This window comes from Pseudomonas sp. BIGb0381 (assembly GCF_024809815.1).
In the GTDB taxonomy this organism is placed as follows: Bacteria; Pseudomonadota; Gammaproteobacteria; order Pseudomonadales; family Pseudomonadaceae; genus Aquipseudomonas.
Map to the genome: position 1 here is coordinate 73802 of NZ_JANUEN010000005.1, position 26851 is coordinate 100652.

The 26851-nt window shown below is 60.4% G+C and carries 22 protein-coding genes; 17 read left to right on the forward strand and 5 right to left on the reverse strand.

Features of this window, described 5'->3' with window-relative positions; genetic code table 11:
- Positions 1-5 precede the first annotated feature (5 nt).
- Complete coding sequence (gene clpA, locus M2397_RS15550; RefSeq protein ID WP_053128508.1) at positions 6-2276, reverse strand: ATP-dependent Clp protease ATP-binding subunit ClpA; 2271 nt, start codon at positions 2274-2276, stop codon at positions 6-8.
- A gap of 29 nt (positions 2277-2305) precedes the next feature.
- Positions 2306-2674 (reverse strand): ATP-dependent Clp protease adapter ClpS, encoded by a 369-nt coding sequence (clpS, locus tag M2397_RS15555; RefSeq protein ID WP_010567912.1) that lies wholly within the window; start codon positions 2672-2674, stop codon positions 2306-2308.
- A gap of 225 nt (positions 2675-2899) precedes the next feature.
- On the opposite strand from clpS, the gene cspD reads away from it, so the two are divergent.
- Positions 2900-3178: a cold shock domain-containing protein CspD gene (gene cspD, locus M2397_RS15560; RefSeq protein WP_131698056.1), complete on the forward strand. Its 279-nt coding sequence runs from the start codon at positions 2900-2902 to the stop codon at positions 3176-3178.
- Positions 3179-3258: 80 nt separating this feature from the next.
- Here cspD and icd read toward each other — a convergent pair whose 3' ends face one another.
- Positions 3259-4515, reverse strand: coding sequence for an NADP-dependent isocitrate dehydrogenase (icd, locus tag M2397_RS15565; protein WP_027606337.1), 1257 nt, complete (start codon positions 4513-4515; stop codon positions 3259-3261).
- A 493-nt stretch (positions 4516-5008) separates the two neighbouring features.
- On the opposite strand from icd, the gene M2397_RS15570 reads away from it, so the two are divergent.
- Complete coding sequence (locus M2397_RS15570; protein ID WP_259243949.1) at positions 5009-7234, forward strand: NADP-dependent isocitrate dehydrogenase; 2226 nt, start codon at positions 5009-5011, stop codon at positions 7232-7234.
- A gap of 57 nt (positions 7235-7291) precedes the next feature.
- On the opposite strand, the gene M2397_RS15575 is transcribed toward M2397_RS15570, so the two are convergent.
- Positions 7292-8164: a LysR family transcriptional regulator gene (locus M2397_RS15575; protein WP_145337660.1), complete on the reverse strand. Its 873-nt coding sequence runs from the start codon at positions 8162-8164 to the stop codon at positions 7292-7294.
- A 72-nt stretch (positions 8165-8236) separates the two neighbouring features.
- A complete protein-coding gene (locus M2397_RS15585) occupies positions 8237-9133 on the reverse strand; it encodes a DMT family transporter (RefSeq protein ID WP_131698059.1) in 897 nt (298 codons plus the stop codon).
- 190 nt (positions 9134-9323) lie between these two features.
- Here M2397_RS15585 and M2397_RS15590 point away from each other — a divergent pair, with 190 nt between their 5' ends.
- The 15 genes from M2397_RS15590 to nuoH all read left to right on the forward strand — a co-directional run bounded on the left by M2397_RS15590 (position 9324) and on the right by nuoH (position 26847).
- Positions 9324-9770 (forward strand): NUDIX hydrolase, encoded by a 447-nt coding sequence (locus tag M2397_RS15590; RefSeq protein ID WP_167655670.1) that lies wholly within the window; start codon positions 9324-9326, stop codon positions 9768-9770.
- A 59-nt stretch (positions 9771-9829) separates the two neighbouring features.
- Positions 9830-10954 carry a tRNA 2-thiouridine(34) synthase MnmA gene (gene mnmA, locus M2397_RS15595; protein WP_131698061.1) on the forward strand — a complete coding sequence of 375 codons (1125 nt, stop codon included), beginning with the start codon at positions 9830-9832 and terminating at the stop codon, positions 10952-10954.
- Entirely contained in the window at positions 10951-11574 is a 624-nt protein-coding gene (hflD, locus tag M2397_RS15600; protein ID WP_027606331.1) for a high frequency lysogenization protein HflD, read from the forward strand. The genes mnmA and hflD overlap by 4 nt, the downstream gene beginning before the upstream one ends.
- A gap of 125 nt (positions 11575-11699) precedes the next feature.
- Positions 11700-13070, forward strand: coding sequence for an adenylosuccinate lyase (gene purB, locus M2397_RS15605; protein WP_032889684.1), 1371 nt, complete (start codon positions 11700-11702; stop codon positions 13068-13070).
- Between the two features lie 84 nt (positions 13071-13154).
- Positions 13155-14321: a cupin domain-containing protein gene (locus M2397_RS15610; RefSeq protein WP_259243955.1), complete on the forward strand. Its 1167-nt coding sequence runs from the start codon at positions 13155-13157 to the stop codon at positions 14319-14321.
- Positions 14314-14736, forward strand: a complete 423-nt coding sequence (locus M2397_RS15615; protein ID WP_145337659.1) for a GNAT family N-acetyltransferase — start codon at positions 14314-14316, stop codon at positions 14734-14736. Before M2397_RS15610 ends, M2397_RS15615 begins: the two co-directional genes overlap by 8 nt.
- 231 nt (positions 14737-14967) lie before the next feature.
- Positions 14968-15705, forward strand: a complete 738-nt coding sequence (locus tag M2397_RS15620; RefSeq protein WP_259243958.1) for a secretin N-terminal domain-containing protein — start codon at positions 14968-14970, stop codon at positions 15703-15705.
- 496 nt (positions 15706-16201) lie between these two features.
- Entirely contained in the window at positions 16202-17527 is a 1326-nt protein-coding gene (aceA, locus tag M2397_RS15625) for an isocitrate lyase (protein ID WP_003219577.1), read from the forward strand.
- 659 nt (positions 17528-18186) lie between these two features.
- Complete coding sequence (locus M2397_RS15630; protein WP_003219575.1) at positions 18187-18600, forward strand: NADH-quinone oxidoreductase subunit A; 414 nt, start codon at positions 18187-18189, stop codon at positions 18598-18600.
- Between the two features lie 10 nt (positions 18601-18610).
- A complete protein-coding gene (locus M2397_RS15635; RefSeq protein ID WP_003174719.1) occupies positions 18611-19285 on the forward strand; it encodes an NADH-quinone oxidoreductase subunit B family protein in 675 nt (224 codons plus the stop codon).
- A gap of 72 nt (positions 19286-19357) precedes the next feature.
- A complete protein-coding gene (gene nuoC / locus M2397_RS15640) occupies positions 19358-21142 on the forward strand; it encodes an NADH-quinone oxidoreductase subunit C/D (RefSeq protein ID WP_090402815.1) in 1785 nt (594 codons plus the stop codon).
- Between the two features lie 2 nt (positions 21143-21144).
- Entirely contained in the window at positions 21145-21642 is a 498-nt protein-coding gene (gene nuoE, locus M2397_RS15645) for an NADH-quinone oxidoreductase subunit NuoE (protein ID WP_259243959.1), read from the forward strand.
- Entirely contained in the window at positions 21639-22994 is a 1356-nt protein-coding gene (nuoF, locus tag M2397_RS15650) for an NADH-quinone oxidoreductase subunit NuoF (protein ID WP_027606325.1), read from the forward strand. Before nuoE ends, nuoF begins: the two co-directional genes overlap by 4 nt.
- A 134-nt stretch (positions 22995-23128) precedes the next feature.
- The gene (nuoG, locus tag M2397_RS15655) at positions 23129-25843 is read left to right on the forward strand and encodes an NADH-quinone oxidoreductase subunit NuoG (RefSeq protein WP_145337657.1); all 2715 of its coding nucleotides are present in this window, start codon (positions 23129-23131) and stop codon (positions 25841-25843) included.
- Positions 25840-26847 carry an NADH-quinone oxidoreductase subunit NuoH gene (gene nuoH, locus M2397_RS15660; protein ID WP_259243962.1) on the forward strand — a complete coding sequence of 336 codons (1008 nt, stop codon included), beginning with the start codon at positions 25840-25842 and terminating at the stop codon, positions 26845-26847. Before nuoG ends, nuoH begins: the two co-directional genes overlap by 4 nt.
- The last annotated feature ends 4 nt before the right edge of the window (positions 26848-26851 follow it).

Here is a 26851-nt window from a genome sequence, read left to right on the forward strand (position 1 = left end):
AACGATCAGGCCATTTCAGCCGTGGTTTCGAACTCAAAGGTCAGCTCGCCATCCTTCAGATCGATATGCACCACGCCACCATGGTCGGAAAGCTCGCCAAACAGGATCTCTTCGGCCAGTGGCCGCTTGATCTTGTCCTGGATCAGACGCGCCATTGGGCGAGCGCCCATTGCCGCATCGTAGCCACCTTCGGCGATCCAGCTGCGCGCCGCTTCCGTGACATCCAGCTGCACGCGCTTGTCTTCCAACTGCGCCTGAAGCTCGGTGAGGAACTTGTCCACCACACTCTTGATGACCTCATGGCTGAGGCGACCAAATTGGATAATGGTGTCCAGACGGTTGCGGAACTCCGGCGTGAAGCTCTTCTTGATCACTTCCATCGCATCAGACGAGTGATCCTGATGAGTAAAGCCGATCGAAGCCCGCGCGGCCGTCTCGGCACCGGCGTTGGTGGTCATGATCACGATGACATTGCGGAAGTCCGCCTTGCGCCCGTTGTTGTCGGTCAGGGTCCCGTGGTCCATTACCTGCAGCAGCAGGTTGAAGACTTCCGGGTGGGCCTTCTCGATCTCATCGAGCAGCAGTACGCAATGGGGCTGCTTGGTGATCGCTTCGGTCAACAGGCCGCCCTGGTCGAAACCGACATAGCCCGGAGGCGCACCGATCAGGCGCGACACAGTGTGACGCTCCATGTATTCGGACATGTCGAAGCGCACCAGCTCGATCCCCATGGCCTTGGCCAATTGCCGTGCCGCCTCGGTCTTGCCGACACCGGTAGGACCGGCGAACAGGAACGAACCGACGGGCTTGTCCGGCGACTTGAGGCCCGCACGCGACAGCTTGATCGCGGTGGACAACGCGTCGATCGCCGCGTCCTGGCCGAACACGGTGAGCTTGAGGTCGCGCTCAAGGTTACGCAGCAGCTCCTTGTCGGAACTGTTGACGTGTTTTGGCGGAATCCGCGCGATTTTCGCGACAATGTCCTCGACCTGAGGTACGTCGATGCGCTTCACACGCTTCTCGACCGGCTGCAGGCGCTGGTAGGCCCCTGCCTCGTCGATCACGTCGATGGCCTTGTCCGGCATGTGCCGGTCATTGATGTAGCGCGACGCCAGCTCAGCGGCCGCACGCAGCGCCTCATCGGTGTACTCGATGCCGTGGTGCGCTTCAAAACGCCCCTTGAGCCCGCGCAGAATGCCGATGGTGTCTTCAACCGAGGGCTCGGACACGTCGACTTTCTGGAAGCGACGCGCCAGGGCACGGTCTTTCTCGAAGATGCCACGGAATTCCTGGAAGGTGGTCGAACCGATGCAGCGGATATCACCCGACGACAGCAACGGCTTGAGCAGGTTGGAAGCATCCATCACCCCACCGGATGCCGCGCCGGCACCAATGATGGTGTGGATCTCGTCGATGAACAGGATCGCCTGCGGGCGTTTTTTCAGCTCGCCGAGCAGGGCCTTGAAACGCTTCTCGAAATCGCCACGGTACTTGGTCCCGGCGAGCAACGCGCCCAGGTCAAGGGAGTAGACGACACTGTTGGCCAGCAGGTCCGGCACCTGGTTGTCGACGATGCGCTTGGCCAGGCCTTCGGCAATCGCGGTCTTACCCACGCCCGCCTCACCCACCAGCAACGGATTGTTCTTGCGACGGCGCGCAAGGATCTGCGCTACACGCTCGACCTCGAGTTCACGCCCCACCAACGGATCGATCCGCCCCTGGCGCGCCAGCTCATTGAGGTTGCTGGCATAGGCATCCAGCGGGTTGCTTGAAGAAGAGGACTCACCACCCTCGTCGTCCTGCATATCCTGCTCACCCTCGGAATGATCGCCGTGCCCAGGCACCTTGGAGATACCGTGGGCGATGTAGTTGACGACATCAATACGGGCAACGCTCTGCTGCTTGAGCAGGAACACTGCCTGGCTTTCCTGTTCGCTGAAGATCGCCACAAGCACATTGGCGCCCGTGACTTCACGCTTACCGGAGCTCTGTACGTGGAAAACAGCACGCTGCAATACCCGCTGGAAGCCCAGGGTTGGCTGGGTTTCGCGGTCCTCGTCATGCACGGGGATCAGTGGCGTGGTGGAGTCGATAAACTCCTGCAGGTCATGCTTGAGTTTGTCGAGATTGGCGCCGCACGCACGCAGAACCGTGGCGGCAGCTTCGTTATCCAAAAGTGCCAGCAGCAGGTGTTCGACGGTCATGAATTCATGACGCTTCGAACGAGCCTCCTTGAAGGCAAGATTGAGGGTGACTTCGAGCTCGCGGTTTAACATAGCTTCACCTCATACCCAAGTGGTCGGCGTTAACCGTCCTTCTCGATTTCACAGAGTAGCGGATGCTGGCTTTCCCTGGCGTACTGGTTGACCTGCATGGCCTTTGTCTCGGCGATGTCACGGGTAAACACTCCACATACTGCCCGTCCTTCTGTGTGAACGGCCAGCATTACCTTGGTCGCCAACTCGCGGTTCAGGTTAAAAAACACCTCGAGCACTTCGACCACGAAATCCATCGGTGTGTAGTCATCGTTGAACAAAACCACCTTGTACATCGGCGGCGCCTGTAAAGCAGGCTTGGCCTCCTGAACAGCAATGCCTGCAGAACCGTCGTCATCGTGTTCGTGATCCGGTCGATCCTGATTGAATGTTAGTCGAATCTGGCTGATTGCATGCATGGAAAGAAAGGTTCGTCAGTGGTTCAAATACAGTGGTGGGGGCGACCTGTCAGAATTTCAACTCCTGACCACCCGGTCGCCTTGACTATCGGCAAATCGGTGTTACAACCAATAGAACCCACAGTGGGTAAAAAAGGTCCGCGCAGTCAACCTTATTTATTCGGGTTAGGACGGATAAACTGGATGATACTCCAGTGATGGAGTCTGGTGCAGAGGGATATGGGTATGTCTGGCGTCAAGATCAGTGGCAAGGTCAAGTGGTTCAACAATGCCAAGGGATATGGTTTTGTTAATGAAGAGGGTAAAACCGAGGACCTTTTTGCGCACTACTCAGCGATTATCATGGATGGGTATAAAACGCTGAAGGCTGGCCAAGCTGTGAGCTTTGAAATCATTCAAGGACCGAAAGGGCTGCACGCCGTGAACATCGATGCAGTGAAAGCTGAAACACATGAGAAAAACACGCCATCAACCGCTCATAAAGAAAAGAAACAAACGGCCTGACCCCCGCGAAGCGAGTGAAATGCGATAAAAAACCGGCCACCCAATCGACTTGGGATGGCCGGTTTTTTTGTGACACACCTTTACATATGCGAAATCAGCGCATCCCCAAAGCCCGACGACGACACCAGCTTCGCGCCATCCATCAGGCGCTCGAAGTCATAAGTCACCGTCTTGGCCGAGATAGCGCCGTTGGTACCCTTGATGATCAGGTCTGCCGCTTCGGTCCAGCCCATATGACGCAGCATCATTTCCGCCGACAGGATCAATGAGCCCGGATTGACCTGGTCCTTGCCCGCATACTTGGGCGCGGTACCGTGGGTCGCCTCGAACATGGCCACGGTGTCGGACAGGTTGGCACCCGGAGCGATACCAATACCACCCACCTCTGCCGCCAGGGCGTCGGACAGGTAGTCGCCGTTCAGGTTGAGGGTCGCGATCACGTCATACTCAGCCGGACGCAGCAGGATCTGCTGGAGCATGGCATCGGCGATGGCATCCTTGACCACGACATTCTTGCCGGTCTTCGGGTTCTTGAACTGCATCCACGGACCGCCATCCAGCAGGGTCGCACCGAACTCCTCAGCCGCCACTTCGTAGGCCCACTCCTTGAAGGCGCCTTCGGTGAACTTCATGATGTTGCCTTTGTGCACGATGGTCAGCGAGTCGCGATCGTTATCCACTACATACTGCAGGGCCTTGCGCGCAAGGCGCTTGGTGCCTTCCAGCGATACCGGCTTGATACCAATGCCGCAATCCTGGTCGAAACGAATCTTGGTAACGCCCATTTCCTCCTTGAGGAACTTGATGACCTTTGTCGCTTCCGGCGAGCCGGCCTTCCACTCGATCCCGGCGTAAATATCTTCGGAGTTTTCGCGAAAGATGGTCATGTCCACGTCGCCTGGCTTCTTGACCGGGCTGGGCACACCCTCGAACCAGCGCACCGGGCGCAGGCACACGTAGAGGTCGAGTTGCTGACGCAGGGCCACGTTCAACGAACGAATGCCGCCGCCGACCGGGGTGGTCAGCGGACCCTTGATGGACACCACGTAATCCTTGACCGCATCCAGGGTTTCCTGGGGCAGCCAGGTGTCCTGGTCGTAGACTTGGGTCGCCTTCTCGCCGGCGTACACCTCCATCCACGAGATTTTGCGCTTGCCGCCGTAAGCCTTTTCAACAGCTGCGTCGACCACCTTGATCATCACCGGGCTGATGTCGACGCCAATACCGTCACCTTCGATATAAGGGATGATCGGTTGGTCAGGAACATTGAGAGAATGGTCTGCATTGACGGTGATTTTGTCGCCGACTGCCGGAACCTGAATCTTCTTGTATCCCATGCTGAACTCCATCTATGGATTGAACATCTGGCTGCGTCCGAGCCTACTCCAGATAAATGGCGACTGAAACCTCGCGCCATGCTCATTTGCCTCGAAAACAGCATAAATTGTCGCCTACAAGCCTGAAAGCAAAGGGAAAAGCGCCAATCTTGAGCACATCGTGCGACTTTAGGCGTAATCCGGTACCTGCGACCTTTAGACCAATGGACGACACACCTTTTGTATGAAGGCTCGGCGTAAGCATAGCGACCTATGTATAATGCCGCCGCTGACCAAAGAGTCACGACGGCAGACCGCTCTGGAACAGGGCCCTCCGCTACAAAGCAGGACTAATACAATAGTCCACCCGCTTGACGCTCGACTGATGCAACCCAACATCACCGCGAAGAAACCTCGACCTTTCGCTCATGGATGACTTTGAACGAACGCGCTCCACCCGGCGCATCTCGAGTTTCTGCGCACGCTTTCAGCAAAGAAGAGAGTTAATCCGAATATGCCCACCCGCTCGAAGATCATCTACACCTTCACCGACGAAGCCCCAGCCCTCGCCACCTATTCACTGCTGCCTATCGTAGAGGCCTTCACCGCTTCCGCTGATATTGCCGTGGAAACCCGCGACATCTCCCTCGCAGGGCGCATCCTCGCAAGCTTCCCCGAGCAACTGGGCACCAAGGCCGTACCGGACCACCTCGCCGAACTGGGCGACCTGGCCGTTACCCCTGAAGCCAACATCATCAAGCTGCCTAACATCAGCGCCTCGACACCTCAGCTGCAAGCGGCGATCAAGGAACTGCAGGCCCAGGGCTATGCCCTGCCGGACTACCCGGAAACCGTAACCACCGACGCGGAAAAAGAAACCCGTGCACGTTACGACAAGGTCAAGGGCAGCGCCGTGAACCCGGTACTGCGCGAAGGCAACTCCGACCGCCGCGCGCCGCTGTCGGTCAAGAACTACGCTCGCAAGCACCCGCACAAGATGGGCGCCTGGGCTGCCGACTCCAAGTCCCACGTTGCCCACATGAGCAACGGCGACTTCTACGGCAGCGAAAAAGCCGTACAGATCGAAGCCGCTGACGCGGTCAAAATCGAGCTGGTCGCCCAAGACGGCACCACCACCGTCCTGAAAGAAAAGACCAACGTCAAGGCCGGCGAAATCATCGACAGCGCCGTACTGAGCAAGAACGCGCTGCGCAGCTTTATCGCCGCTGAAATCGAAGACGCCAAGAAACAAGGCGTGCTGCTGTCGGTCCACCTGAAAGCCACCATGATGAAGGTCTCCGACCCGATCATGTTCGGCCAGATCGTTGCCGAGTTCTATAAAGACGCCCTGGCCAAGCACGCAGACGTGCTGGCACAGATCGGCTTCAACCTGAACAACGGCATCGGCGACCTGTACGCCCGCATCAAGGCACTGCCGGCCGAGCAGCAAGCGCAGATCGAAGCTGACATCCAGGCGGTCTACGCCGCCCGCCCTTCCCTGGCGATGGTCAACTCCGACAAAGGCATCACCAACCTGCACGTGCCGAGCGACGTCATCGTCGACGCCTCGATGCCGGCCATGATCCGTGACTCCGGCAAAATGTGGGGCACCGACGGCCAGTTGCACGACACCAAGGCCGTGATCCCGGACCGCTGCTACGCCACCATCTACCAGGCGGTGATCGAAGAGTGCAAGGCCAACGGCGCCTTCGACCCTACCACCATGGGCAGCGTGCCAAACGTTGGCCTGATGGCGAAAAAAGCCGAAGAGTACGGTTCCCACGACAAGACTTTCCAGGTCAAGGCTGACGGCGTCGTCCGCGTGACCGACAGCAAGGGCAACCTGCTGATGGAACAGAAAGTCGAGGCGGGCGACATCTTCCGCATGTGCCAGACCCAAGACGCGCCGATCCAGGACTGGGTCAAACTGGCCGTCAACCGTGCCCGCGCCAGCAACACCCCGGCCATCTTCTGGCTGGACCCTAAGCGCGCACATGACGGCGTTGTTGTCGAGAAGGTTCAGGCTTACCTGAAAGACCACAACACCGAAGGCCTGGACATCCGCATCATGTCGCCGGTCGACGCGATGAAGTTCACCCTGGAGCGCACCCGCAAGGGCCTGGACACCATCTCGGTGACCGGCAACGTACTGCGCGACTACCTGACCGACCTGTTCCCGATCATGGAACTGGGCACCAGCGCCAAGATGCTGTCGATCGTGCCGCTGATGAATGGCGGTGGCCTGTTCGAAACCGGCGCCGGCGGTTCGGCTCCGAAGCACGTGCAACAGCTGTTGGAAGAGAACTTCCTGCGCTGGGACTCCCTGGGCGAGTTCCTGGCCCTGGCTGCTTCCCTCGAGCATTTGGGTGTGACGTACAACAACCCGAAAGCCCTGGTACTGTCCAAGACCCTGGACCAGGCCACCGGCCAGTTCCTCGACAACAACAAGTCGCCATCGCGCAAAGTCGGCAACATCGACAACCGCGGCAGCCACTTCTACCTGGCGCTTTACTGGGCCCAAGCCCTGGCCGCCCAGACCGAAGACACTGCACTGCAAGGTCAATTCAGCGAACTGGCCAAGACCCTGGCCGCGAACGAAGCAACCATCGTTGCCGAGCTCAATGCCGTACAGGGCAAGCCAGTGGACATCGGCGGCTACTACGCGCCGAACCCAGAGCTGACCAGCAAGGCCATGCGCCCAAGCAACACCCTCAACGCGGCGATTGCCAAGTTGAAGTAAGGTTGTAAGGATGCATCACAAACCCCGGCCAAGTGCCGGGGTTTGTGTTTTCAGGGCTTATGCAACGCCGTATTCCTCGCGCCACGCGGCCTCGATAATCGCCAGGAACTGCGGCTTATACCAAGGCTCCCAGCCCGCCCTCTGCTTGAGTTCGACCCCAAACCCCGGCAGCGCAGGCAAATGCGCGAGCGCTTCGACGTTTTTCAAGCCCGGCACCTGGGCAAACCAGGGTAAAAGCGTCACACCGACTCCCGCCTGGACCGCTGAACGCAGCGACATCAGGTCTTCAGACTCATACACGCAGCGCCACCTGATGCCACTCTCCTCCAAACGACGAATCGCCAGGCTCCTGAACACGCAGGGCGCCTTGAACAGGGCCAGCGAAACTTCCTGCCCGTCCATGGGGGCTGCCGCACACTCGCCACCCAGCCACATCAACGAAAGTGCATGCAAAGGCACGCCAGCGACTTTTGGCAACTCATCAATCATCAAGCCAATATCGATTCGTCCCTCACTGAACGCCTCCGCAAGCAACAGGGAACGCGCGACCTTGACCACAATTCGCACTGAAGGTAATTCAAGCGCCAGAGCAGGAATAACGCGCTGCAGGATTTCCTCGCTGAAATATTCGGGAATACCCAGCGTCACGAACTCTTGAGTGCGACTGGTATCAAACAGGCTCCCCACCTTGTCGTTGACGCTGACCATCTGCTGGGCATAGCCGGTCAAGCGCTCTCCTTCGAGAGTGAGCAATACATGCCGATTGTCGCGAGCAAAAAGCTCGACACCCAGCAAATCCTCAAGTCGTCGAATTTGCTGGCTGATTGCCGGCTGGGTCAGGCTCAACGCTTGCGCGGCCCGGGTGAAACTGCCCAGTTCTGCGACCTTGAGGAAACTGCGCAGCGACTGAATATCAAGATTGACTCTCATGCCATACCCATGCGAGTGAGTAAATATTCCCCGCTATTAGTGCAAGGCACCCGCTATACCTGTCAAGACTACCTACTTGGCGCGCACATGATTCATCCAATAAACCCCCGTCCCTGAAACAACAAACCCCACAAGCGCAACCCCACTCGGCACCTCACCCAACACCAATGACGCCATGATCTGCGTGACCGCCGGAATCACATGAAACAAGTTCGTCGCCTTACTCGCCTCCCCCCGTCGAATCATCAAATACAGCAGCGTCAGCGCACCCACGGAGTTCATCAGCGTGATCCAGGCCACCGACGCTGCGAATGGAACCCACTCGGTGACCTGCATGGTTTCGGTGGTGTATGCCAGCAACAACATGACCAGTGACGCGGTGACCATCTGAATGAAACAACCCACCCATAGATTCACCCCGCCAAGAAAGCGTTTTTGATAGAGGGTGCCAAGCGTGATACCCAATAGCGCCAAGCCCACCGCGCCGTAACCAACCACTGACGCCTCGGAGCCAAAAAAGCTGCCGGCCACGACGATGCCCACGCCGCCAACGCCCAGGATCGAACCCGGCAGGTCGCGCCAGCTCAATTGCTCACCCAGGCAGAAATAGGCACCGATCACGACGAACACCGGCATCAGCCCGACGATCAATGCCGCCTGCCCTGCGGGAACGCCTTGGCTGATGCCGGTGTAAAGGCCGCCGAACTGCAAGGCCTGCAACAGCAGCCCCACTGCCGCAGCATGGAGGTAGGGGGCGAGCCGTTTCGGCCATTGCGCCTTGATGGCGAGTGCAACTCCCAGGAACACCAGGGCAGCCAAGGCAAACCGATAGAACGTCATGGTGAAGGGCTCGCCATAACGCACACCGAACGCACCGCCGATGTAGCCGGAACTCCACAGCAGGATGAAGGCAATGGGCAGTGGCGATGTAAGGCGCACTTCGTAGCTTTTATCGGCAATCGGGTGCATGACACTCTCCAAGGCAAGGGTTCTGGAGAGATAAGCTGCACCGGGAGCTTAAATCGGTAAAATCATAAAATGTCAGGCGCATCATGCAGATTGCTTATGCATCATCCCTGTGTGAGGGGCAAGCCCCCCTCACACACTGACTGCAACCCAGCCCCAAGCCTGTGCGGCATCCTGAATCGAGAGGCATCCCATGACCTGGCAACCCCACATCACCGTCGCCACCATCGTCGAAGACAACGGCAAATTCCTGATGGTCGAAGAACTCAAGGGCGGCCGCGCCGTGCTCAATCAGCCCGCCGGCCACCTCGACCCGCATGAAACCCTGACCGAGGCCGCCGTGCGCGAAACCCTCGAAGAAACCGGCTGGGACGTGGACGCCACGGGCATCGTCGGCATCTACCTGTACACCGCCCCCAGCAACGGCGTGACCTACCAGCGCGTGTGCTTCATCGCCAAGGCCTTGAAACACCACCCGGACTACCAACTCGACGAAGGCATCCTGCGCGCCCGCTGGCTGACCCGTGACGAGCTGATGGCCGTGCGCGACGACTGGCGCAGCGAGCTGATCATCCGCTGTATCGATGATTATCTGGCCGGCCAGCGTCACAGTCTGGAATTGATCCGCCCTTCTCTTTAGCCTTGCGGGCCCAGGCCTGCTAGAATCGCGTCCTTTTTCAAGACACCCGTTGAAACCCTATGCGTGATCCAGCCCCTTCTGACACACAAAAGAAGCGCGTCATCGTCGGCATGTCCGGCGGCGTGGATTCTTCCGTTTCCGCCGTTCTGCTCATGGAGCAGGGTTATGAGGTGGAAGGCCTGTTCATGAAGAACTGGGAAGAAGACGATGGAACGGAATATTGCACCGCCATGGACGACCTGGCGGACGCCCAGGCCGTGTGCGACAAGATCGGTATCAAGCTGCACACCGCCAACTTCGCCGCCGAGTACTGGGACAACGTGTTCGAGCACTTCCTGGCCGAATACAAGGCCGGTCGCACGCCGAACCCGGACATCCTGTGCAACCGCGAAATCAAGTTCAAGGCGTTCCTCGACTACGCCATGATCCTTGGCGCCGACTTAATTGCCACTGGCCACTACGTGCGCCGCCGTGACATCGATGGCCGCACCGAACTGCTCAAGGGCCTGGACCCGAACAAGGACCAGAGCTACTTCCTGCACGCCGTCGGCGGCGAGCAGATCGCCAAGACCCTGTTCCCGGTGGGCGAACTGGAAAAGCCCGAAGTCCGCAGGATCGCCGAGCAACACGGCCTGGCGACCGCCAAGAAGAAGGATTCCACCGGGATCTGCTTTATCGGCGAGCGCCGCTTCAGCGACTTCCTCAAGCAGTACCTGCCGGCGCAACCGGGTGAGATCAAGACCACCGAGGGTGAAGTGATCGGCCGTCACCACGGCCTGATGTACCACACCATCGGCCAGCGCCAGGGCCTGGGCATCGGCGGCTTGAAGGACGCCGGCGAAGAGCCGTGGTACGTGCTGGTCAAGGACCTGGAACACAACGTGCTGATCGTCGGCCAGGGCAATGAACACCCGCTGCTGTTCTCGGGCGCGCTGCTGGCCTCGGAGATCTATTGGGTCAACCCGATCGACCTGAGCACCCCGCGCCGCCTGACCGCCAAGGTGCGCTATCGCCAGAGCGACCAGCCCTGCACCCTGGAAAAAACCGCCAGCGGCTACCGCGCCACTTTCGATGACCCGCAACGTGCGGTCACCCCTGGCCAGTCGGTGGTGTTCTATGACGGCGAAATCTGCCTGGGCGGCGGCGTGATTGAAGTCGCCGAAGCCTGGAGCAACCCGGCATGAGCCCAACCCAGGAGCAACTGACGGCACTCGGCGGGGTGTTTCTCTCCGCCGTGCTGGTGGACAAGATCGCCAAGACCGGCCAGGTTACCGAAGCCGGCCTGACCTGCATGCTCGGCAGCCTGCTGATCCGCGACCCCAAGGACACCCTGGAAGTCTACGGGGGCGACGACCTCGCACTGCGTGAAGGCTACCGCGCCCTGATCGGCGCCCTGGAGCGCGACCCCAGCACCCTGCAGCGCGAGCCGCTGCGTTATGCCCTGTCGATGCTCGGCCTCGAGCGCCAACTGGCCAAGCGCGAGGACATGCTGGAAACCATCGGCAAACGCCTGCCCCAGATCCAGTCCCAGGTAGAGCACTTCGGCCCGGCCCACGAAAACGTGATCGCTGCCTGCGGTGCGCTGTACCAGGACACCTTGAGCACCTTGCGCCAGCGAATCCAGGTGCACGGCGACATGCGCAACCTGCAGCAACCGAACAACGCCTCGAAAATCCGCGCCCTGCTGCTGGCCGGTATTCGTTCGGCGCGGTTGTGGCGGCAATTGGGCGGTCATCGTTGGCAACTGGTGATCAGCCGACGCAAATTGCTCAAAGAGCTTTACCCGTTGATGCGCAACGAATAAGTCGCACCAACAGGCTGTTTTCAAGCCGTTACGCGTAATACGCCGGTCAGTTGGCAACGGACCGGCGAATTTTTTCATGTATGATACGCGCCCCATTTCGTTGCCCGACTGTCCGAGAACACCCCATGCAGCTCTCTTCGCTCACTGCGGTTTCCCCTGTTGACGGCCGCTACGCCGGCAAAACCCAGGCCCTGCGCCCTATTTTCAGCGAATACGGCCTGATCCGTGCTCGTGTATTGGTTGAAGTGCGCTGGCTCCAGCGCCTGGCCGCTCACCCCGCCATCAGCGAAGTGCCGGCGTTCTCCGCCGAAGCCAACGCTGTGCTCAACACCCTGGCGGAAAACTTCTCCCTGGAGCACGCCGAGCGTGTGAAAGAGATCGAGCGCACCACCAACCACGACGTCAAAGCCATCGAATACCTGCTCAAGGAGCAGGCGGCCAAGCTGCCGGAACTGGCCCAGGTCAGCGAATTCATCCACTTTGCCTGCACCAGCGAGGACATCAACAACCTGTCCCACGCCCTGATGCTGCGCGAAGGCCGTGATGACGTGATGCTGCCGCTGATGCGCCAGACCGCCGAAGCCATCCGTGAGCTGGCCATCCGCTTCGCCGACGTGCCGATGCTGTCGCGTACCCACGGCCAGCCAGCGTCGCCGACCACCCTGGGCAAAGAACTCGCCAACGTGGTGTACCGCCTGGAGCGCCAGATCGCTCAAGTCGCCGCAGTCCCGCTGCTGGGCAAGATCAACGGCGCCGTCGGCAACTACAACGCCCACCTGTCGGCCTACCCTGAGATCGACTGGGAAGCCAACGCCCGCGCCTTCATCGAAGACGAGCTGGGCCTGGGCTTCAACCCGTACACCACGCAGATCGAACCGCACGACTACATCGCCGAGCTGTTTGACGCCATTGCGCGCTTCAACACCATCCTGATCGACTTCGATCGCGATATCTGGGGCTACATCTCCCTGGGTTACTTCAAGCAGCGCACCATTGCCGGTGAAATCGGTTCGTCGACCATGCCGCACAAGGTCAACCCGATCGACTTCGAAAACTCCGAAGGCAACCTCGGCATCGCCAACGCCCTGTTCCAGCACCTGGCCAGCAAGTTGCCGATCTCCCGCTGGCAGCGCGACCTGACCGACTCCACCGTACTGCGCAACCTCGGCGTGGGCTTTGCCCACAGCGTGATCGCGTACGAAGCCAGCCTCAAGGGCATCAGCAAACTGGAGCTCAACGCGCAGAAAATCGCCGCTGACCTGGACGCCTGCTGGGAAGTGCTGGCCGAGCCGATCCAGACCGTGATGCGCCGCTACAACATCGAAAACCCTTACGAGAAGCTGAAAGAGTTGACCCGTGGCAAGGGCATCAGCCCTGAAGCACTGCAAACTTTCATCGACGGCCTGGACATGCCAGCCGCGGCCAAGGCCGAGCTCAAGCTGCTCACCCCGGCCAACTACATCGGAAACGCTGTAGAGCAAGCCAAGCGCATCTGATTCGCGCTAGCCCCCTTGAGACGCCCGGCCGCGCCGGGCGTTTTTATTCCAGTCTGAAAAGTGCTTTTTTTCAATAGGTTACACATGAATCCTGACATCCCTCTTCAACTTTTGGGCGGCATCACGGCACGGGAATTCCTGCGCGACTACTGGCAGAAAAAACCGCTGCTGATCCGCCAGGCGATCCCTGACTTCGAAAGCCCGATCGACGCCGACGAACTCGCCGGCCTGGCCCTGGAAGAAGAAGTCGAATCGCGACTGGTGATCGAACACGGCGAACGCCCGTGGGAACTGCGCCGCGGCCCGTTCGCCGAAGACGCCTTCAGCACCTTGCCTGAGCGCGAGTGGACCCTGCTGGTACAGGCGGTCGACCAGTTCGTCCCAGAAGTGGCCGAGCTGCTGGAGCAGTTCCGCTTCCTGCCAAGCTGGCGCATCGACGACGTGATGATCAGCTTCGCCGCCCCCGGCGGCAGCGTAGGCCCGCACTTCGACAACTACGACGTATTCCTGCTGCAAGCCCAGGGCAAGCGCAACTGGAAGATCGGCCAGATGTGCAGCTCCGAAAGCCCGCTGCTGACACACGCCGACCTGCGCATCCTCGCCGAATTCGAAGAAAGCGCCGAATGGGTGCTGGAACCGGGCGACATGCTCTACCTGCCGCCGCGCCTGGCGCATTTCGGCATCGCCGAAGATGACTGCATGACGTACTCGGTGGGCTTTCGCGCACCAAGCGCCGCTGAAGTACTGACTCACTTCACCGACTTCCTCGCCCAGTACCTGACCGACGAAGAGCGCTACACCGACGCCGACGCGCAGCCGGTCAGCGACCCGCACCAGATCCAAAGCGACGCCCTCGACCGCCTCAAGAGCCTGCTGGCCGAGCACATGAGCGACGAGCGCATGCTACTGACCTGGTTCGGCCAATTCATGACCGAGCCGCGCTACCCGGAACTGGTGGCGGGCGAAGAACTGGGCGAAGACGACTTCATCAGCAGCCTGCAAGACGGCGCGATCCTGGTGCGCAATCCAAGCGCGCGCATGGCCTGGTCGGAAGTCGACGATGACGTATTGCTGTTTGCCAGCGGCCAGAGCCGCTACCTGCCGGGCAAACTGCGCGAGCTGCTGAAACTGGTCTGCGCCGCCGATGCACTGCACGCCGAAAACCTCGGCGAATGGCTGTTGGACGAAGACGCCCGCGACCTGCTGTGCGAGCTGGTCAAGCAAGGAAGCCTGGGGTTTGCTGATGAATAAGATTCACGTAAGTGTCGCGGACTGGCATAAGGATATCGCCGAGATTCGGCGCATTCGTGAAGCGGTATTTATCGCTGAACAATCGGTCCCACCTGAACTGGAGTGGGACGCGGACGACGCAGACGCGGTGCATTTCCTTGCATTCGAAGGCGACTTTCCGATTGGCACCGCGCGCCTGCTACCCAGCGGCGAGATCGGCCGTGTGTCGGTGCTCAAGGACTGGCGCGGGCTGAAGGTCGGCGACAAGCTGATGGAAGCGGTGATTGGCGCCGCCGAGCAACGCGGCCAGACCAAGCAGTTCCTGAGTGCGCAGGTGTATGCGGCGCCGTTCTATGAGCGACTGGGCTTCAAGATCGTCAGCGAGGAATTCCTGGAAGTCGGGATTCCCCATGTCGATATGGTGCGCGGGGGCTGATTCGAGACCGCGTCGCTGCCATCGAGGGCAAGCCCCCTCCCACACTTGACCGCATCCCCAAGGATGTACTCGGTCAAAATGTGGGAGGGGGCTTGCCCCCGATGGCTATTTCAGCAACACCAACAATGCCCTGCCATGTCAGGGCATTTTGCCGTCTACGATTCAACTTGCGACCCACCAGGCCGACAAACTGGCACTATCAAGCCTAAATGACTCGCAGAGATAACGGACATGTCCCTACGCACCCTGCTCACCGCCCTCCTCCTGACTGCCAGTTGCTCGGCCATGGCCGACACCGAAGTCGTCAACCTGAGCAACCGCACCAGCACCGACCTGCTCCCCGTGGCGCGGAATTTCATCGGCAAGGACGGCACCGTCAGCGCCTACGGCAACCAGCTAATTGTCAACGCCGCCCCCGGCAAGATCCAGGATCTGCGTGCACTGCTCGCCCAACTGGACACACCGGCCAAGCGCCTGCTGATCACCGTCGACACCAACGAAAACAACCAGCAGAACAGCGGCGACAGCCAGACCCGCATCATCAGCTACGGCACCGCCAGCCGCGACGGCGGCATCCAGCAGATCCAGGCCAGCGAAGGCGTGCCTGCGCTGATCCAGGTCGGCCAGAGCGTGCCGCTGACCACGACCCAGCCCGACGCCTACGGTCGCCCGCAGAACCAGACCCAGTACCGCAACGTCACCCAGGGCGTCTACGTCACCGCCAGCGTCACCGGCGAGACCGTGCATTTGGCGATCAGTACCAACCGTGACCGCATGAGCCAGGAACGTCCCGATGTAGTGAATGTGCAAAGTACCGACACAAGCGTCAGCGGGCGCCTTGGCGAATGGATCCCCCTGGCCGGCATCAACCGCGAGACCCAGGCCGATAAATCCTCTACAACCCGCAGCTACTCTACCCAGGGCCGTGATGACCTGACGTTGCGGGTTAAGGTCGACACCCTGAACTGAAGCACCAAAAACTGACTGATGAGTCGTATTAGACTAAAGATGTAGTGCCACAAAAAAAGCACTACAAAACATTTGACGATCCAAAAAAGCATGGGCATGATGGCCTCGCTCCCGCTAATCAGGGGCCCTGGCAAGGGCCTTCGGATCGACGCTCCAAGCTACCCACCCGAGCCGATTCGTGTCTGTACCGCCCACAAGGCGTGTTTGACGAGGTTGCGACTGGAACGAAGTTGTCCCGAGGGACGGAAGCTAACCAGGTAACCCGGCTACACACTGATGGATCGTACAAAGGCCCACGACGCCCGAAGACCGTTCGCAGTTCGCCCTTACCTGCTCAACTCCCCCCCCTTGAGCCGTCGTTCATCCCGTCGCCTACCCCGTCGAACTCAACTTGAACACCTGAGCTTCTGGTCAGCGAGCAGCCATAACCACGCATTCACTACGTGGCTGGCAAATGGAATTTTCCACCTAGACCTATGCGACGAGGTTTTCCCCCATGGCACTGACACGCGAACAGCAAATTGCAGCCCTCGAGAAAGACTGGGCTGAAAACCCACGCTGGAAAGGCGTAACCCGCGCTTATTCCGCTGCTGACGTCGTCCGCCTGCGTGGCTCGGTTCAACCTGAGCACACCTTTGCAAAACTCGGCGCCGAGAAGCTGTGGAAGCTGGTCACCCAAGGTGCCAAGCCGTCCTTCCGCCCCGAGAAAGATTTCGTCAACTGCATGGGCGCCCTCACTGGCGGCCAGGCAGTCCAACAGGTGAAAGCCGGTATCCAGGCGATCTACCTGTCCGGCTGGCAAGTGGCAGCGGACAACAACTCCGCTGAATCCATGTACCCCGACCAATCGCTGTACCCGGTGGACTCCGTGCCGACCGTGGTCAAGCGCATCAACAACTCGTTCCGTCGTGCCGACCAGATCCAGTGGAAAGCCGGTAAAGGCCCGGGCGACGAAGGCTACATCGACTACTTCGCGCCAATCGTGGCCGACGCCGAAGCCGGTTTCGGTGGCGTACTGAACGCCTACGAGCTGATGAAAAGCATGATTGAAGCTGGCGCTGCCGGCGTGCACTTCGAAGACCAACTGGCTTCGGTGAAGAAATGCGGCCACATGGGCGGCAAGGTACTGGTACCGACCCAGGAAGCCGTGCAGAAACTGACCGCTGCCCGCCTGGCGGCTGACGTTGCCGGCACGCCGACCATCATCCTGGCCCGTACCGACGCCAACGCTGCGGACCTGCTGACTTCGGACTGCGACCCGTACGACCAACCGTTCGTGACGGGCGAACGCACCCAGGAAGGTTTCTACAAAGTGCGCGCCGGTCTCGACCAGGCCATCGCCCGCGGCCTGGCCTACGCGCCGTACGCCGACCTGATCTGGTGCGAAACCGCCAAGCCGGACCTGGACGAAGCGCGTCGCTTTGCTGAAGCGATCAAGAAGGAATACCCGGACCAACTGCTGTCCTACAACTGCTCGCCTTCCTTCAACTGGAAGAAGAACCTGGACGACGCAACCATCGCCAAGTTCCAGCGCGAACTGTCCGCCATGGGCTACAAGCACCAGTTCATCACCCTGGCCGGCATTCACAACATGTGGCACAGCATGTTCAACCTGGCGCACGACTACGCCCGCAACGACATGACCGCCTACGTGAAGCTGCAGGAGCAGGAATTCGCTGACGCCGCCAAGGGCTACACCTTCGTGGCCCACCAGCAGGAAGTGGGCACCGGCTACTTCGACGACATGACCACCGTGATCCAGGGCGGCACCTCGTCCGTGACCGCGCTGACCGGCTCGACCGAAGAAGAGCAGTTCCACTGATCGATGTGAGTACACGGCCACTGCGGACCCGTTAAAGAGCTAACCGCAGTGCCGCACGACAATCACGCCCCGACTGGTTCGGGGCGTTTTTTTGCCGGTACGCATCTCACTGATTCAATAAGGGCAAAAGGGCAAAATGTGGGAACGGTCTTGCCCCGGTACAGACCGGAGACATCCTTTACGTTTGAAACCGGAGACATCCTTTACAAGCCTCCTCCCACAAGGGAACGCATGCAACCTGAAGATTTTGTCCAAAACCTTGATCCAGAGCGCTATTCGTTGCAGATAAATCGGTTAAAAGATCCGCTCCAACAACTAGCGCTAATCAGGCAAGTAACGGCAACTTACTCCGCTGCATGAGAAACAATCGCTTAAACCCCACGCAAACAATATTCATTATCATTTGGCACATAAAAACTTCGTTACAGGTTAAACAAAACACATTTGATAAAATGCCCGCTAATGCCCGCCCCGCAAGGGCTACAGCCCCAAGAAGGTGCACTATGTGCTTATTCCATCGAATAATTTCGCCCTAGGAATTTTACTTGCCCGGTGTTTAGCCATAAAATCACAGCGATTGATTGCAGTGCGACATATCGTCACTGCATCGTTACTTTTTCGAGCTCAGAGACCTTTGCTCTCTGTTAAGGATTTCCAGCATGACCGAAGCGACAGGACTCATGGCCCACAACTGGGGCTTTGCCATTTTCCTCCTCGGTGTTGTCGGCCTTTGCGCCTTCATGCTCGGTGTTTCCAGCCTCCTCGGGTCAAAAGCCTGGGGCCGCAGCAAGAATGAACCGTTTGAATCCGGCATGCTGCCTACAGGTGGCGCCCGCTTGCGGCTCTCAGCCAAATTCTATCTGGTCGCGATGCTCTTCGTGATCTTCGATATCGAAGCCCTCTTTCTCTTTGCCTGGTCTGTGTCCGTCCGCGAAAGCGGCTGGACCGGATTCGTCGAAGCTCTCGTTTTCATAGCAATTCTGTTGGCAGGCCTTGTCTACCTATTTCGAGTGGGCGCCCTTGATTGGGCTCCGGAAGCTCGTCGTAAGCGGCAAGCGAAGCTGAAACAATGAGGCTTTGGCGATGCAATACAATCTCACCAGGATCGACCCGGATGCTCCTAACGAGCAGTACCCCATCGGCGAACGGGAAACCGTTTCCGATCCGTTAGAAGACCAAGTCCACAAAAACATCTACATGGGCAAGCTGGAAGACGTGCTGAGTGGCGCGGTCAACTGGGGACGTAAGAACTCCCTGTGGCCGTACAACTTCGGTCTTTCGTGCTGCTACGTGGAAATGACCACCGCCTTCACGGCGCCCCACGACATCGCGCGCTTTGGCGCCGAAGTTATCCGGGCATCGCCGCGCCAGGCGGATTTCATGGTTATCGCCGGTACCTGCTTTATCAAGATGGCGCCGATCATTCAGCGTCTCTACGAGCAAATGCTCGAGCCAAAGTGGGTTATCTCCATGGGTTCGTGCGCCAACTCCGGTGGCATGTACGACATCTACTCCGTGGTTCAAGGGGTGGACAAGTTCCTGCCCGTGGACGTCTACGTGCCTGGCTGCCCGCCCCGCCCCGAAGCATTCCTGCAAGGCTTGATGCTGTTGCAGGAATCGATTGGCAAGGAGCGTCGCCCGCTTTCCTGGGTCGTCGGCGATCAAGGCGTGTACCGCGCCGAGATGCCGTCGCAAAAGGAACAGCGCCGCGAACAGCGAATCGCAGTCACCAACCTGCGCAGCCCCGACGAAGTCTGATCCAGCACCGCTTCTTTTATAGAACGAAAACCTGGCTTCATTCTTTACGTTGACCGAAAGCGATAAAAAACCATGACTACAGGCAGTGCTCTGTACATCCCGCCTTATAAGGCAGACGACCAGGATGTGGTCGTCGAACTCAATAACCGTTTTGGCCCTGACGCCTTCACCGCCCAGGCCACACGCACCGGTATGCCGGTGCTGTGGGTGGCGCGCGCCAAGCTCGTCGAAGTCCTGACCTTCCTGCGCAACCTGCCCAAGCCGTACGTCATGCTCTATGACCTGCATGGCGTGGACGAGCGCCTGCGCACCAAGCGCCAAGGCCTGCCGAGCGGCGCCGATTTCACCGTGTTCTATCACCTGATGTCGCTGGAACGTAACAGCGACGTGATGATCAAGGTCGCACTGTCCGAGAGCGACCTGAGCATCCCGACCGTGACCGGTATCTGGCCCAACGCCAGCTGGTACGAGCGCGAAGTCTGGGACATGTTCGGTATCGACTTCCCGGGCCACCCGCACCTGACGCGCATCATGATGCCGCCAACGTGGGAAGGTCACCCGCTGCGCAAGGACTTCCCTGCCCGCGCCACCGAATTCGACCCGTTCAGCCTCAACCTCGCCAAGCAGCAACTTGAAGAAGAGGCCGCGCGCTTCCGTCCGGAAGACTGGGGCATGAAGCGTTCCGGCACCAACGAGGACTACATGTTCCTCAACCTGGGCCCGAACCACCCTTCGGCTCACGGTGCCTTCCGCATCATCCTGCAGCTGGACGGCGAAGAAATCGTCGACTGCGTACCGGACATCGGCTACCACCACCGTGGTGCCGAGAAGATGGCCGAGCGCCAGTCGTGGCACAGCTTCATCCCGTACACCGACCGTATCGACTACCTCGGCGGCGTGATGAACAACCTGCCGTACGTGCTATCGGTCGAGAAGCTGGCCGGCATCAAGGTCCCGGACCGCGTCGACACCATCCGCATCATGATGGCCGAGTTCTTCCGGATCACCAGCCACCTGCTGTTCCTGGGTACCTATATCCAGGACGTCGGCGCCATGACCCCGGTGTTCTTCACCTTCACCGACCGCCAGCGCGCCTACAAGGTCATCGAAGCCATCACCGGTTTCCGCCTGCACCCGGCCTGGTACCGCATCGGCGGTGTCGCCCACGACCTGCCGAATGGCTGGGAACGCCTGGTCAAGGAATTCATCGACTGGATGCCCAAGCGCCTGGACGAGTACCAGAAAGCCGCCCTGGACAACAGCATCCTCAAGGGTCGGACCATCGGCGTTGCCGCCTACAACACCAAAGAGGCCCTGGAATGGGGCGTCACCGGTGCCGGCCTGCGTTCGACCGGTTGCGACTTCGACCTGCGTAAAGCGCGCCCCTATTCCGGCTACGAGAACTTCGAGTTCGAAGTCCCGCTGGCGGCCAATGGCGACGCCTACGACCGTTGCATCGTGCGCGTCGAAGAAATGCGCCAGAGCCTGAAGATCATCGAGCAGTGCATGCGCAACATGCCGGCCGGCCCGTACAAGGCGGATCACCCGCTGACGACGCCGCCGCCGAAAGAGCGCACGCTGCAGCACATCGAAACCCTGATCACGCACTTCCTGCAGGTTTCGTGGGGTCCGGTAATGCCGGCCAACGAATCCTTCCAGATGATCGAAGCGACCAAGGGTATCAACAGCTATTACCTGACGAGCGATGGCGGCACCATGAGCTACCGCACCCGGATTCGTACCCCAAGCTTCGCCCACTTGCAGCAGATCCCTTCGGTGATCAAAGGCGAGATGGTCGCGGACTTGATTGCGTACCTGGGTAGTATCGATTTCGTTATGGCCGACGTGGACCGCTAAGCATGAACAGCACGCTTATCCAGACAGACCGTTTCACCCTGAGTGAAACCGAGCGCTCGGCCATCGAGCACGAGCTGCATCACTACGAAGACCCGCGCGCGGCGTCGATCGAAGCCTTGAAGATCGTCCAGAAGGAACGTGGCTGGGTGCCGGACGGTGCCCTCTACGCCATCGGCGAGATCCTCGGCATCCCCGCCAGCGACGTTGAAGGCGTGGCGACGTTCTACAGCCAGATCTTCCGCCAGCCGGTCGGCCGTCACATCATTCGCGTGTGCGACAGCATGGTCTGCTACATCGGTGGCCACGAATCAGTGGTCAGCGAGATCCAGAACACGCTGGGCATCGGCCTCGGCCAAACCACCCCGGACGGCCGCTTCACGCTGCTGCCGGTGTGCTGCCTGGGCAACTGCGACAAGGCGCCGGCGTTGATGATCGACGACGACACATTCGGTGACGTGCAGCCTTCTGGCGTGACCCAATTGCTCGAGGGCTACCCATGACCCTGACTTCCTTCGGCCCGGCCAACCTGATCAAGCGTTCGGCCGAAACCCACCCGCTGACCTGGCGCCTGCGTGACGACGGCGAGCCGGTATGGCTCGACGAGTACCAGGCCAAGAACGGTTACGCCGCTGCGCGCAAGGCCTTCGCCGACATGGCCCAGGACGACATCGTCCAGACCGTGAAGGACGCCGGCCTCAAGGGTCGCGGCGGTGCAGGCTTCCCCACGGGCGTGAAGTGGGGCCTGATGCCCAAAGACGAGTCCATCAACATCCGCTACCTGCTGTGCAACGCGGATGAAATGGAACCCAACACCTGGAAAGACCGCATGCTGATGGAGCAACTGCCCCATCTGCTGATCGAAGGCATGCTGATCAGCGCCCGCGCGCTGAAAACCTACCGTGGCTACATCTTCCTGCGCGGCGAATACACCACCGCCGCCAAGCACCTCAACCGTGCCGTGGCAGAAGCCAAGGCCGCAGGCCTGTTGGGCAAGAACATCCTCGGTTCGGGTTTTGACTTCGAACTGTTCGTGCACACCGGCGCCGGGCGTTACATCTGCGGTGAAGAAACCGCACTGATCAACTCCCTCGAAGGCCGCCGCGCCAACCCGCGTTCCAAGCCGCCCTTCCCTGCCGCCGTGGGCGTGTGGGGCAAGCCGACCTGCGTGAACAACGTCGAGACCCTGTGCAACGTGCCGGCGATCATCGCCGACGGCGTGGACTGGTACAAATCGTTGGCCCGCGAAGGCAGCGAAGACATGGGCACCAAGCTCATGGGCTTCTCCGGTAAGGTCAAGAACCCTGGCCTGTGGGAACTGCCATTCGGCGTGACCGCACGCGAGCTGTTCGAGGACTACGCCGGCGGCATGCGCGACGGCTACACCCTCAAGGCCTGGCAGCCAGGCGGCGCCGGCACCGGCTTCCTGCTCCCCGAGCATCTTGACGCACAGATGTATGCCGGCGGCATCGGCAAGGTGGGCACCCGGATGGGTACCGGCCTGGCGATGGCGGTGGACAACACCGTGAACATGGTCTCGCTGCTGCGCAACATGGAGCAGTTCTTTGCCCGTGAATCCTGCGGCTTCTGCACCCCATGCCGCGACGGCCTGCCGTGGAGCGTCAAGCTGCTGATGGCCCTGGAAAATGGCGAAGGCCGCGAGGGTGACATCGAGACCCTGCTGGGGCTGGTCGGTTTCCTCGGCCCAGGCAAGACCTTCTGTGCTCACGCACCGGGCGCCGTGGAGCCATTGGGCAGCGCAATCAAATACTTCCGCTCGGAGTTCGAAGCCGGCATCGCGCCTACCAGCGCCGCCGTCCCGCCTCTGGCAAGGCCGATCGTAGTCGGCGCGTAACGCTTAAAAAGCGAAGGGTCCGTGCCCTTCGCTTTCTCATGTGCTGACGCCGTCAAGGCTGTGTAGATGCACATGAACAACAAGATTCCATTAGCCACGCCCGCTGACAACGGGCCAACGAAGAACTTTGAACCATGGCCACTATCCACGTAGACGGCAAAGCGCTCGAAGTCGATGGGGCGGACAACCTGTTACAGGCGTGTCTGTCACTAGGCCTCGACATCCCTTATTTCTGCTGGCACCCCGCGCTTGGTAGCGTCGGTGCCTGTCGCCAGTGTGCGGTCAAGCAGTACACCGACGAAAACGACACCCGTGGTCGTATCGTCATGTCCTGCATGACCCCAGCCACCGACAACACCTGGATCTCCATCGACGATGATGAATCCAAGGCGTTCCGCGCCAGTGTGGTCGAATGGCTGATGACCAACCACCCCCACGACTGCCCGGTCTGTGAGGAAGGGGGTCACTGCCACCTGCAAGACATGACGGTGATGACCGGCCACAACGAGCGCCGTTATCGCTTCACCAAGCGTACCCACCAGAACCAGCAACTGGGCCCGTTCATTTCCCACGAGATGAACCGCTGCATCGCCTGCTACCGCTGCGTACGCTTCTATAAAGACTACGCCGGCGGCACCGACCTCGGCGTATTCGGCGCCCACGACAATGTGTACTTCGGTCGCGTTGAAGACGGCGTGCTCGAAAGCGAGTTCTCCGGCAACCTCACCGAGGTCTGCCCGACCGGTGTGTTCACCGACAAGACTCACTCCGAGCGCTACAACCGTAAGTGGGACATGCAGTTCTCGCCAAGCATCTGCCATGGCTGCTCGAGCGGTTGCAACATCTCCCCCGGCGAGCGCTACGGCGAACTGCGTCGCATCGAAAACCGCTTCAACGGTTCGGTCAACCAGTACTTCCTGTGCGACCGTGGCCGTTTCGGCTATGGCTACGTCAACCGCGAAGACCGCCCACGCCAGCCACTGCTGGCCGATGGCGCCAAGCTGAGCCTGGACGCGGCGCTGGATAAAGCCGCCGACCTGCTGCGCGGCCGCAACATCGTCGGTATCGGTTCGCCCCGCGCCAGCCTCGAAAGCAACTACGCGTTGCGCGAGCTGGTGGGTGCCGAGCACTTCTACTCCGGTATCGAAGCCGGTGAGCTGGAGCGCATTCGCCTGGTCCTGCAGGTGCTGAACGACAGCCCGCTGCCGGTGCCGAACATGCGCGACATCGAAGACCACGATGCCATCTTCGTGCTCGGTGAAGACCTGACCCAGACCGCCGCGCGTATCGCGCTGTCCCTGCGTCAATCGGTCAAAGGCAAGGCTGAAGACATGGCCGACGCCATGCGCGTACAGCCTTGGCTCGACGCTGCGGTGAAAAACATCGGCCAGCACGCGCTGAACCCGCTGTTTATCGCAAGCCTCGCTGAAACCAAGCTCGACGACATCGCCGAAGAATGCGTCCACGCTGCACCGGACGACCTGGCGCGCCTCGGTTTCGCCGTGGCCCACGCCCTCGACGCCAGCGCACCAGCGGTTGAAGGACTGGACACTGAAGCCGTCGAATTGGCCCAACGCATCGCCGACGCCCTGCTGGCAGCCAAGCGTCCATTGATCATTGCCGGTACCTCGTTGGGTTCCAAGGCATTGATCGAAGCCGCCGCCAACATCGCCAAGGCCTTGAAGCTGCGCGACAAGAACGGCTCCATCAGCCTGGTGGTGCCGGAAGCCAACAGCCTCGGCCTGGCCATGCTCGGTGGCGAGTCCCTGGACGCGGCCCTGCAAACCGTGATCGAGGGCACTGCCGATGCGATCGTGGTGCTGGAAAACGACCTGTACACCCGCACCGATGCCGCCAAGGTTGACGCTGCGCTGAACGCCGCCAAGGTCCTGATTGTCGCCGACCACCAGAAGACCGCCACCAGCGACCGTGCCGACCTGGTACTGCCAGCCGCCACCTTCGCCGAAGGCGACGGTACCCTGGTCAGCCAGGAAGGCCGCGCCCAGCGCTTCTTCCAGGTGTTCGATCCGAAGTACATGGACGCCAGCATCCTGGTTCACGAAGGCTGGCGCTGGCTGCATGCCCTGCGCGCGACCCTGCTGAACCAGCCGATCGACTGGACCCAGCTCGACCACGTGACCGCCGCCGCCGCCGCGAGCGCGCCGCAGCTGGCGCGTATCGTCGACGCCGCACCGTCCGCCGCGTTCCGCATCAAGGGCATGAAGCTCGCCCGTGAGCCGCTGCGTTACTCCGGTCGTACCGCCATGCGCGCCGACATCAGCGTGCACGAACCGCGTACGCCGCAAGACAACGACACCGCGTTCGCCTTCTCCATGGAAGGTTACTCGGGTTCGGTCGAGCCACGTCAGCAGGTGCCGTTTGCCTGGTCGCCGGGCTGGAACTCGCCGCAGGCCTGGAACAAGTTCCAGGACGAAGTCGGTGGGCATATCCGCGCCGGCGACCCGGGCACCCGCCTGATCGAACCCCAGGGCGACGCGCTGAACTGGTTCGCTGCGGTCCCGCGCCCGTTCAACCCGGCCCAGGGCACCTGGCAGGTTGTGCCGCTCTTCCACCTGTTCGGCAGCGAAGAGACCTCTTCCAAGGCCGCGCCGGTACAAGAGCGCATTCCCGAAGCCTACGTGTCCTTGGCCAAGTCCGAAGCCGACCGCCTGGGCGTCAACGACGGTGCCCTGCTCAGCGTGACCGTGGCCGGCCAGACCCTGCGTCTGCCGCTGCGCATCAACGAAGCGTTGGGTGCCGGCCTGGTTGCACTGCCTAAAGGCCTCGCCGGTATCCCGCCTGCGATCTTTGGCAAAACCGTTGACGGTCTGCAGGAGGCAGCGCAATGACCTGGTTCACCCCTGAAGTGATCGACGTGATCATCTCGGTCGTCAAGGCCATCGTGATCCTGTTGGCCGTGGTCGTCGCGGGCGCCCTGCTCAGCTTCGTCGAACGTCGCCTGCTGGGCTGGTGGCAGGACCGTTACGGTCCGAACCGCGTTGGCCCGTTCGGTATGTTCCAGATCGCTGCCGACATGCTGAAGATGTTCTTCAAGGAAGACTGGACCCCGCCGTTTGCCGACAAGGTAATCTTCACCCTGGCACCGGTCGTGGCCATGAGCGCCTTGCTGATCGCGTTCGCAGTCATCCCGATTACCCCGACCTGGGGCGTGGCGGACCTGAACATCGGCCTGCTGTTCTTCTTCGCCATGGCTGGCCTGTCGGTCTACGCGGTGCTGTTCGCCGGCTGGTCGAGCAACAACAAGTTCGCCCTGCTGGGCAGCTTGCGGGCCTCGGCCCAGACCGTGTCCTACGAAGTGTTCATGGGCCTGGCGCTGATGGGCATCGTGGTGCAGGTCGGCTCGTTCAACATGCGCGACATCGTCGAGTACCAGGCGCAGAACCTGTGGTTCATCATTCCGCAGTTCTTCGGCTTCTGTACCTTCTTCATCGCCGGCGTCGCCGTGACTCACCGTCACCCGTTCGACCAGCCGGAAGCGGAACAGGAACTGGCCGACGGTTACCACATTGAATACGCCGGCATGAAATGGGGCATGTTCTTCGTCGGTGAGTACATCGGCATCATCTTGATCTCGGCCCTGCTGGTCACGCTGTTCTTCGGCGGCTGGCACGGTCCATTCGGCATCCTGCCGCAGCTGGCGTTCTTCTGGTTCTTCCTGAAGACCGTGTTCTTCATCATGCTGTTTATCCTGCTGCGCGCTTCCATTCCGCGTCCACGGTATGACCAGGTGATGGATTTCAGCTGGCGTTTCTGCCTGCCGCTGACCCTGATCAATTTGCTGGTGACTGCTGCCGTTGTGTTGTTGAACACGCCAGCGGGCGCGGTTCAGTGAGGAT

Coding starts and splice junctions, on each gene's coding strand:
- M2397_RS15610 (WP_259243955.1), top strand. CDS start 13,155: ATGAATCCTGACATCCCTCTTCAACTTTTGGGCGGCATCACGGCACGG.
- M2397_RS15590 (WP_167655670.1), top strand. CDS start 9,324: ATGACCTGGCAACCCCACATCACCGTCGCCACCATCGTCGAAGACAAC.
- aceA (WP_003219577.1), top strand. CDS start 16,202: ATGGCACTGACACGCGAACAGCAAATTGCAGCCCTCGAGAAAGACTGG.
- mnmA (WP_131698061.1), top strand. CDS start 9,830: ATGCGTGATCCAGCCCCTTCTGACACACAAAAGAAGCGCGTCATCGTC.
- M2397_RS15635 (WP_003174719.1), top strand. CDS start 18,611: ATGCAATACAATCTCACCAGGATCGACCCGGATGCTCCTAACGAGCAG.
- hflD (WP_027606331.1), top strand. CDS start 10,951: ATGAGCCCAACCCAGGAGCAACTGACGGCACTCGGCGGGGTGTTTCTC.
- purB (WP_032889684.1), top strand. CDS start 11,700: ATGCAGCTCTCTTCGCTCACTGCGGTTTCCCCTGTTGACGGCCGCTAC.
- M2397_RS15615 (WP_145337659.1), top strand. CDS start 14,314: ATGAATAAGATTCACGTAAGTGTCGCGGACTGGCATAAGGATATCGCC.
- M2397_RS15570 (WP_259243949.1), top strand. CDS start 5,009: ATGCCCACCCGCTCGAAGATCATCTACACCTTCACCGACGAAGCCCCA.
- nuoG (WP_145337657.1), top strand. CDS start 23,129: ATGGCCACTATCCACGTAGACGGCAAAGCGCTCGAAGTCGATGGGGCG.
- M2397_RS15585 (WP_131698059.1), bottom strand. CDS start 9,133: ATGCACCCGATTGCCGATAAAAGCTACGAAGTGCGCCTTACATCGCCA.
- M2397_RS15575 (WP_145337660.1), bottom strand. CDS start 8,164: ATGAGAGTCAATCTTGATATTCAGTCGCTGCGCAGTTTCCTCAAGGTC.
- nuoH (WP_259243962.1), top strand. CDS start 25,840: ATGACCTGGTTCACCCCTGAAGTGATCGACGTGATCATCTCGGTCGTC.
- M2397_RS15630 (WP_003219575.1), top strand. CDS start 18,187: ATGACCGAAGCGACAGGACTCATGGCCCACAACTGGGGCTTTGCCATT.
- nuoC (WP_090402815.1), top strand. CDS start 19,358: ATGACTACAGGCAGTGCTCTGTACATCCCGCCTTATAAGGCAGACGAC.
- cspD (WP_131698056.1), top strand. CDS start 2,900: ATGTCTGGCGTCAAGATCAGTGGCAAGGTCAAGTGGTTCAACAATGCC.
- clpA (WP_053128508.1), bottom strand. CDS start 2,276: ATGTTAAACCGCGAGCTCGAAGTCACCCTCAATCTTGCCTTCAAGGAG.
- nuoE (WP_259243959.1), top strand. CDS start 21,145: ATGAACAGCACGCTTATCCAGACAGACCGTTTCACCCTGAGTGAAACC.
- clpS (WP_010567912.1), bottom strand. CDS start 2,674: ATGCATGCAATCAGCCAGATTCGACTAACATTCAATCAGGATCGACCG.
- icd (WP_027606337.1), bottom strand. CDS start 4,515: ATGGGATACAAGAAGATTCAGGTTCCGGCAGTCGGCGACAAAATCACC.
- nuoF (WP_027606325.1), top strand. CDS start 21,639: ATGACCCTGACTTCCTTCGGCCCGGCCAACCTGATCAAGCGTTCGGCC.
- M2397_RS15620 (WP_259243958.1), top strand. CDS start 14,968: ATGTCCCTACGCACCCTGCTCACCGCCCTCCTCCTGACTGCCAGTTGC.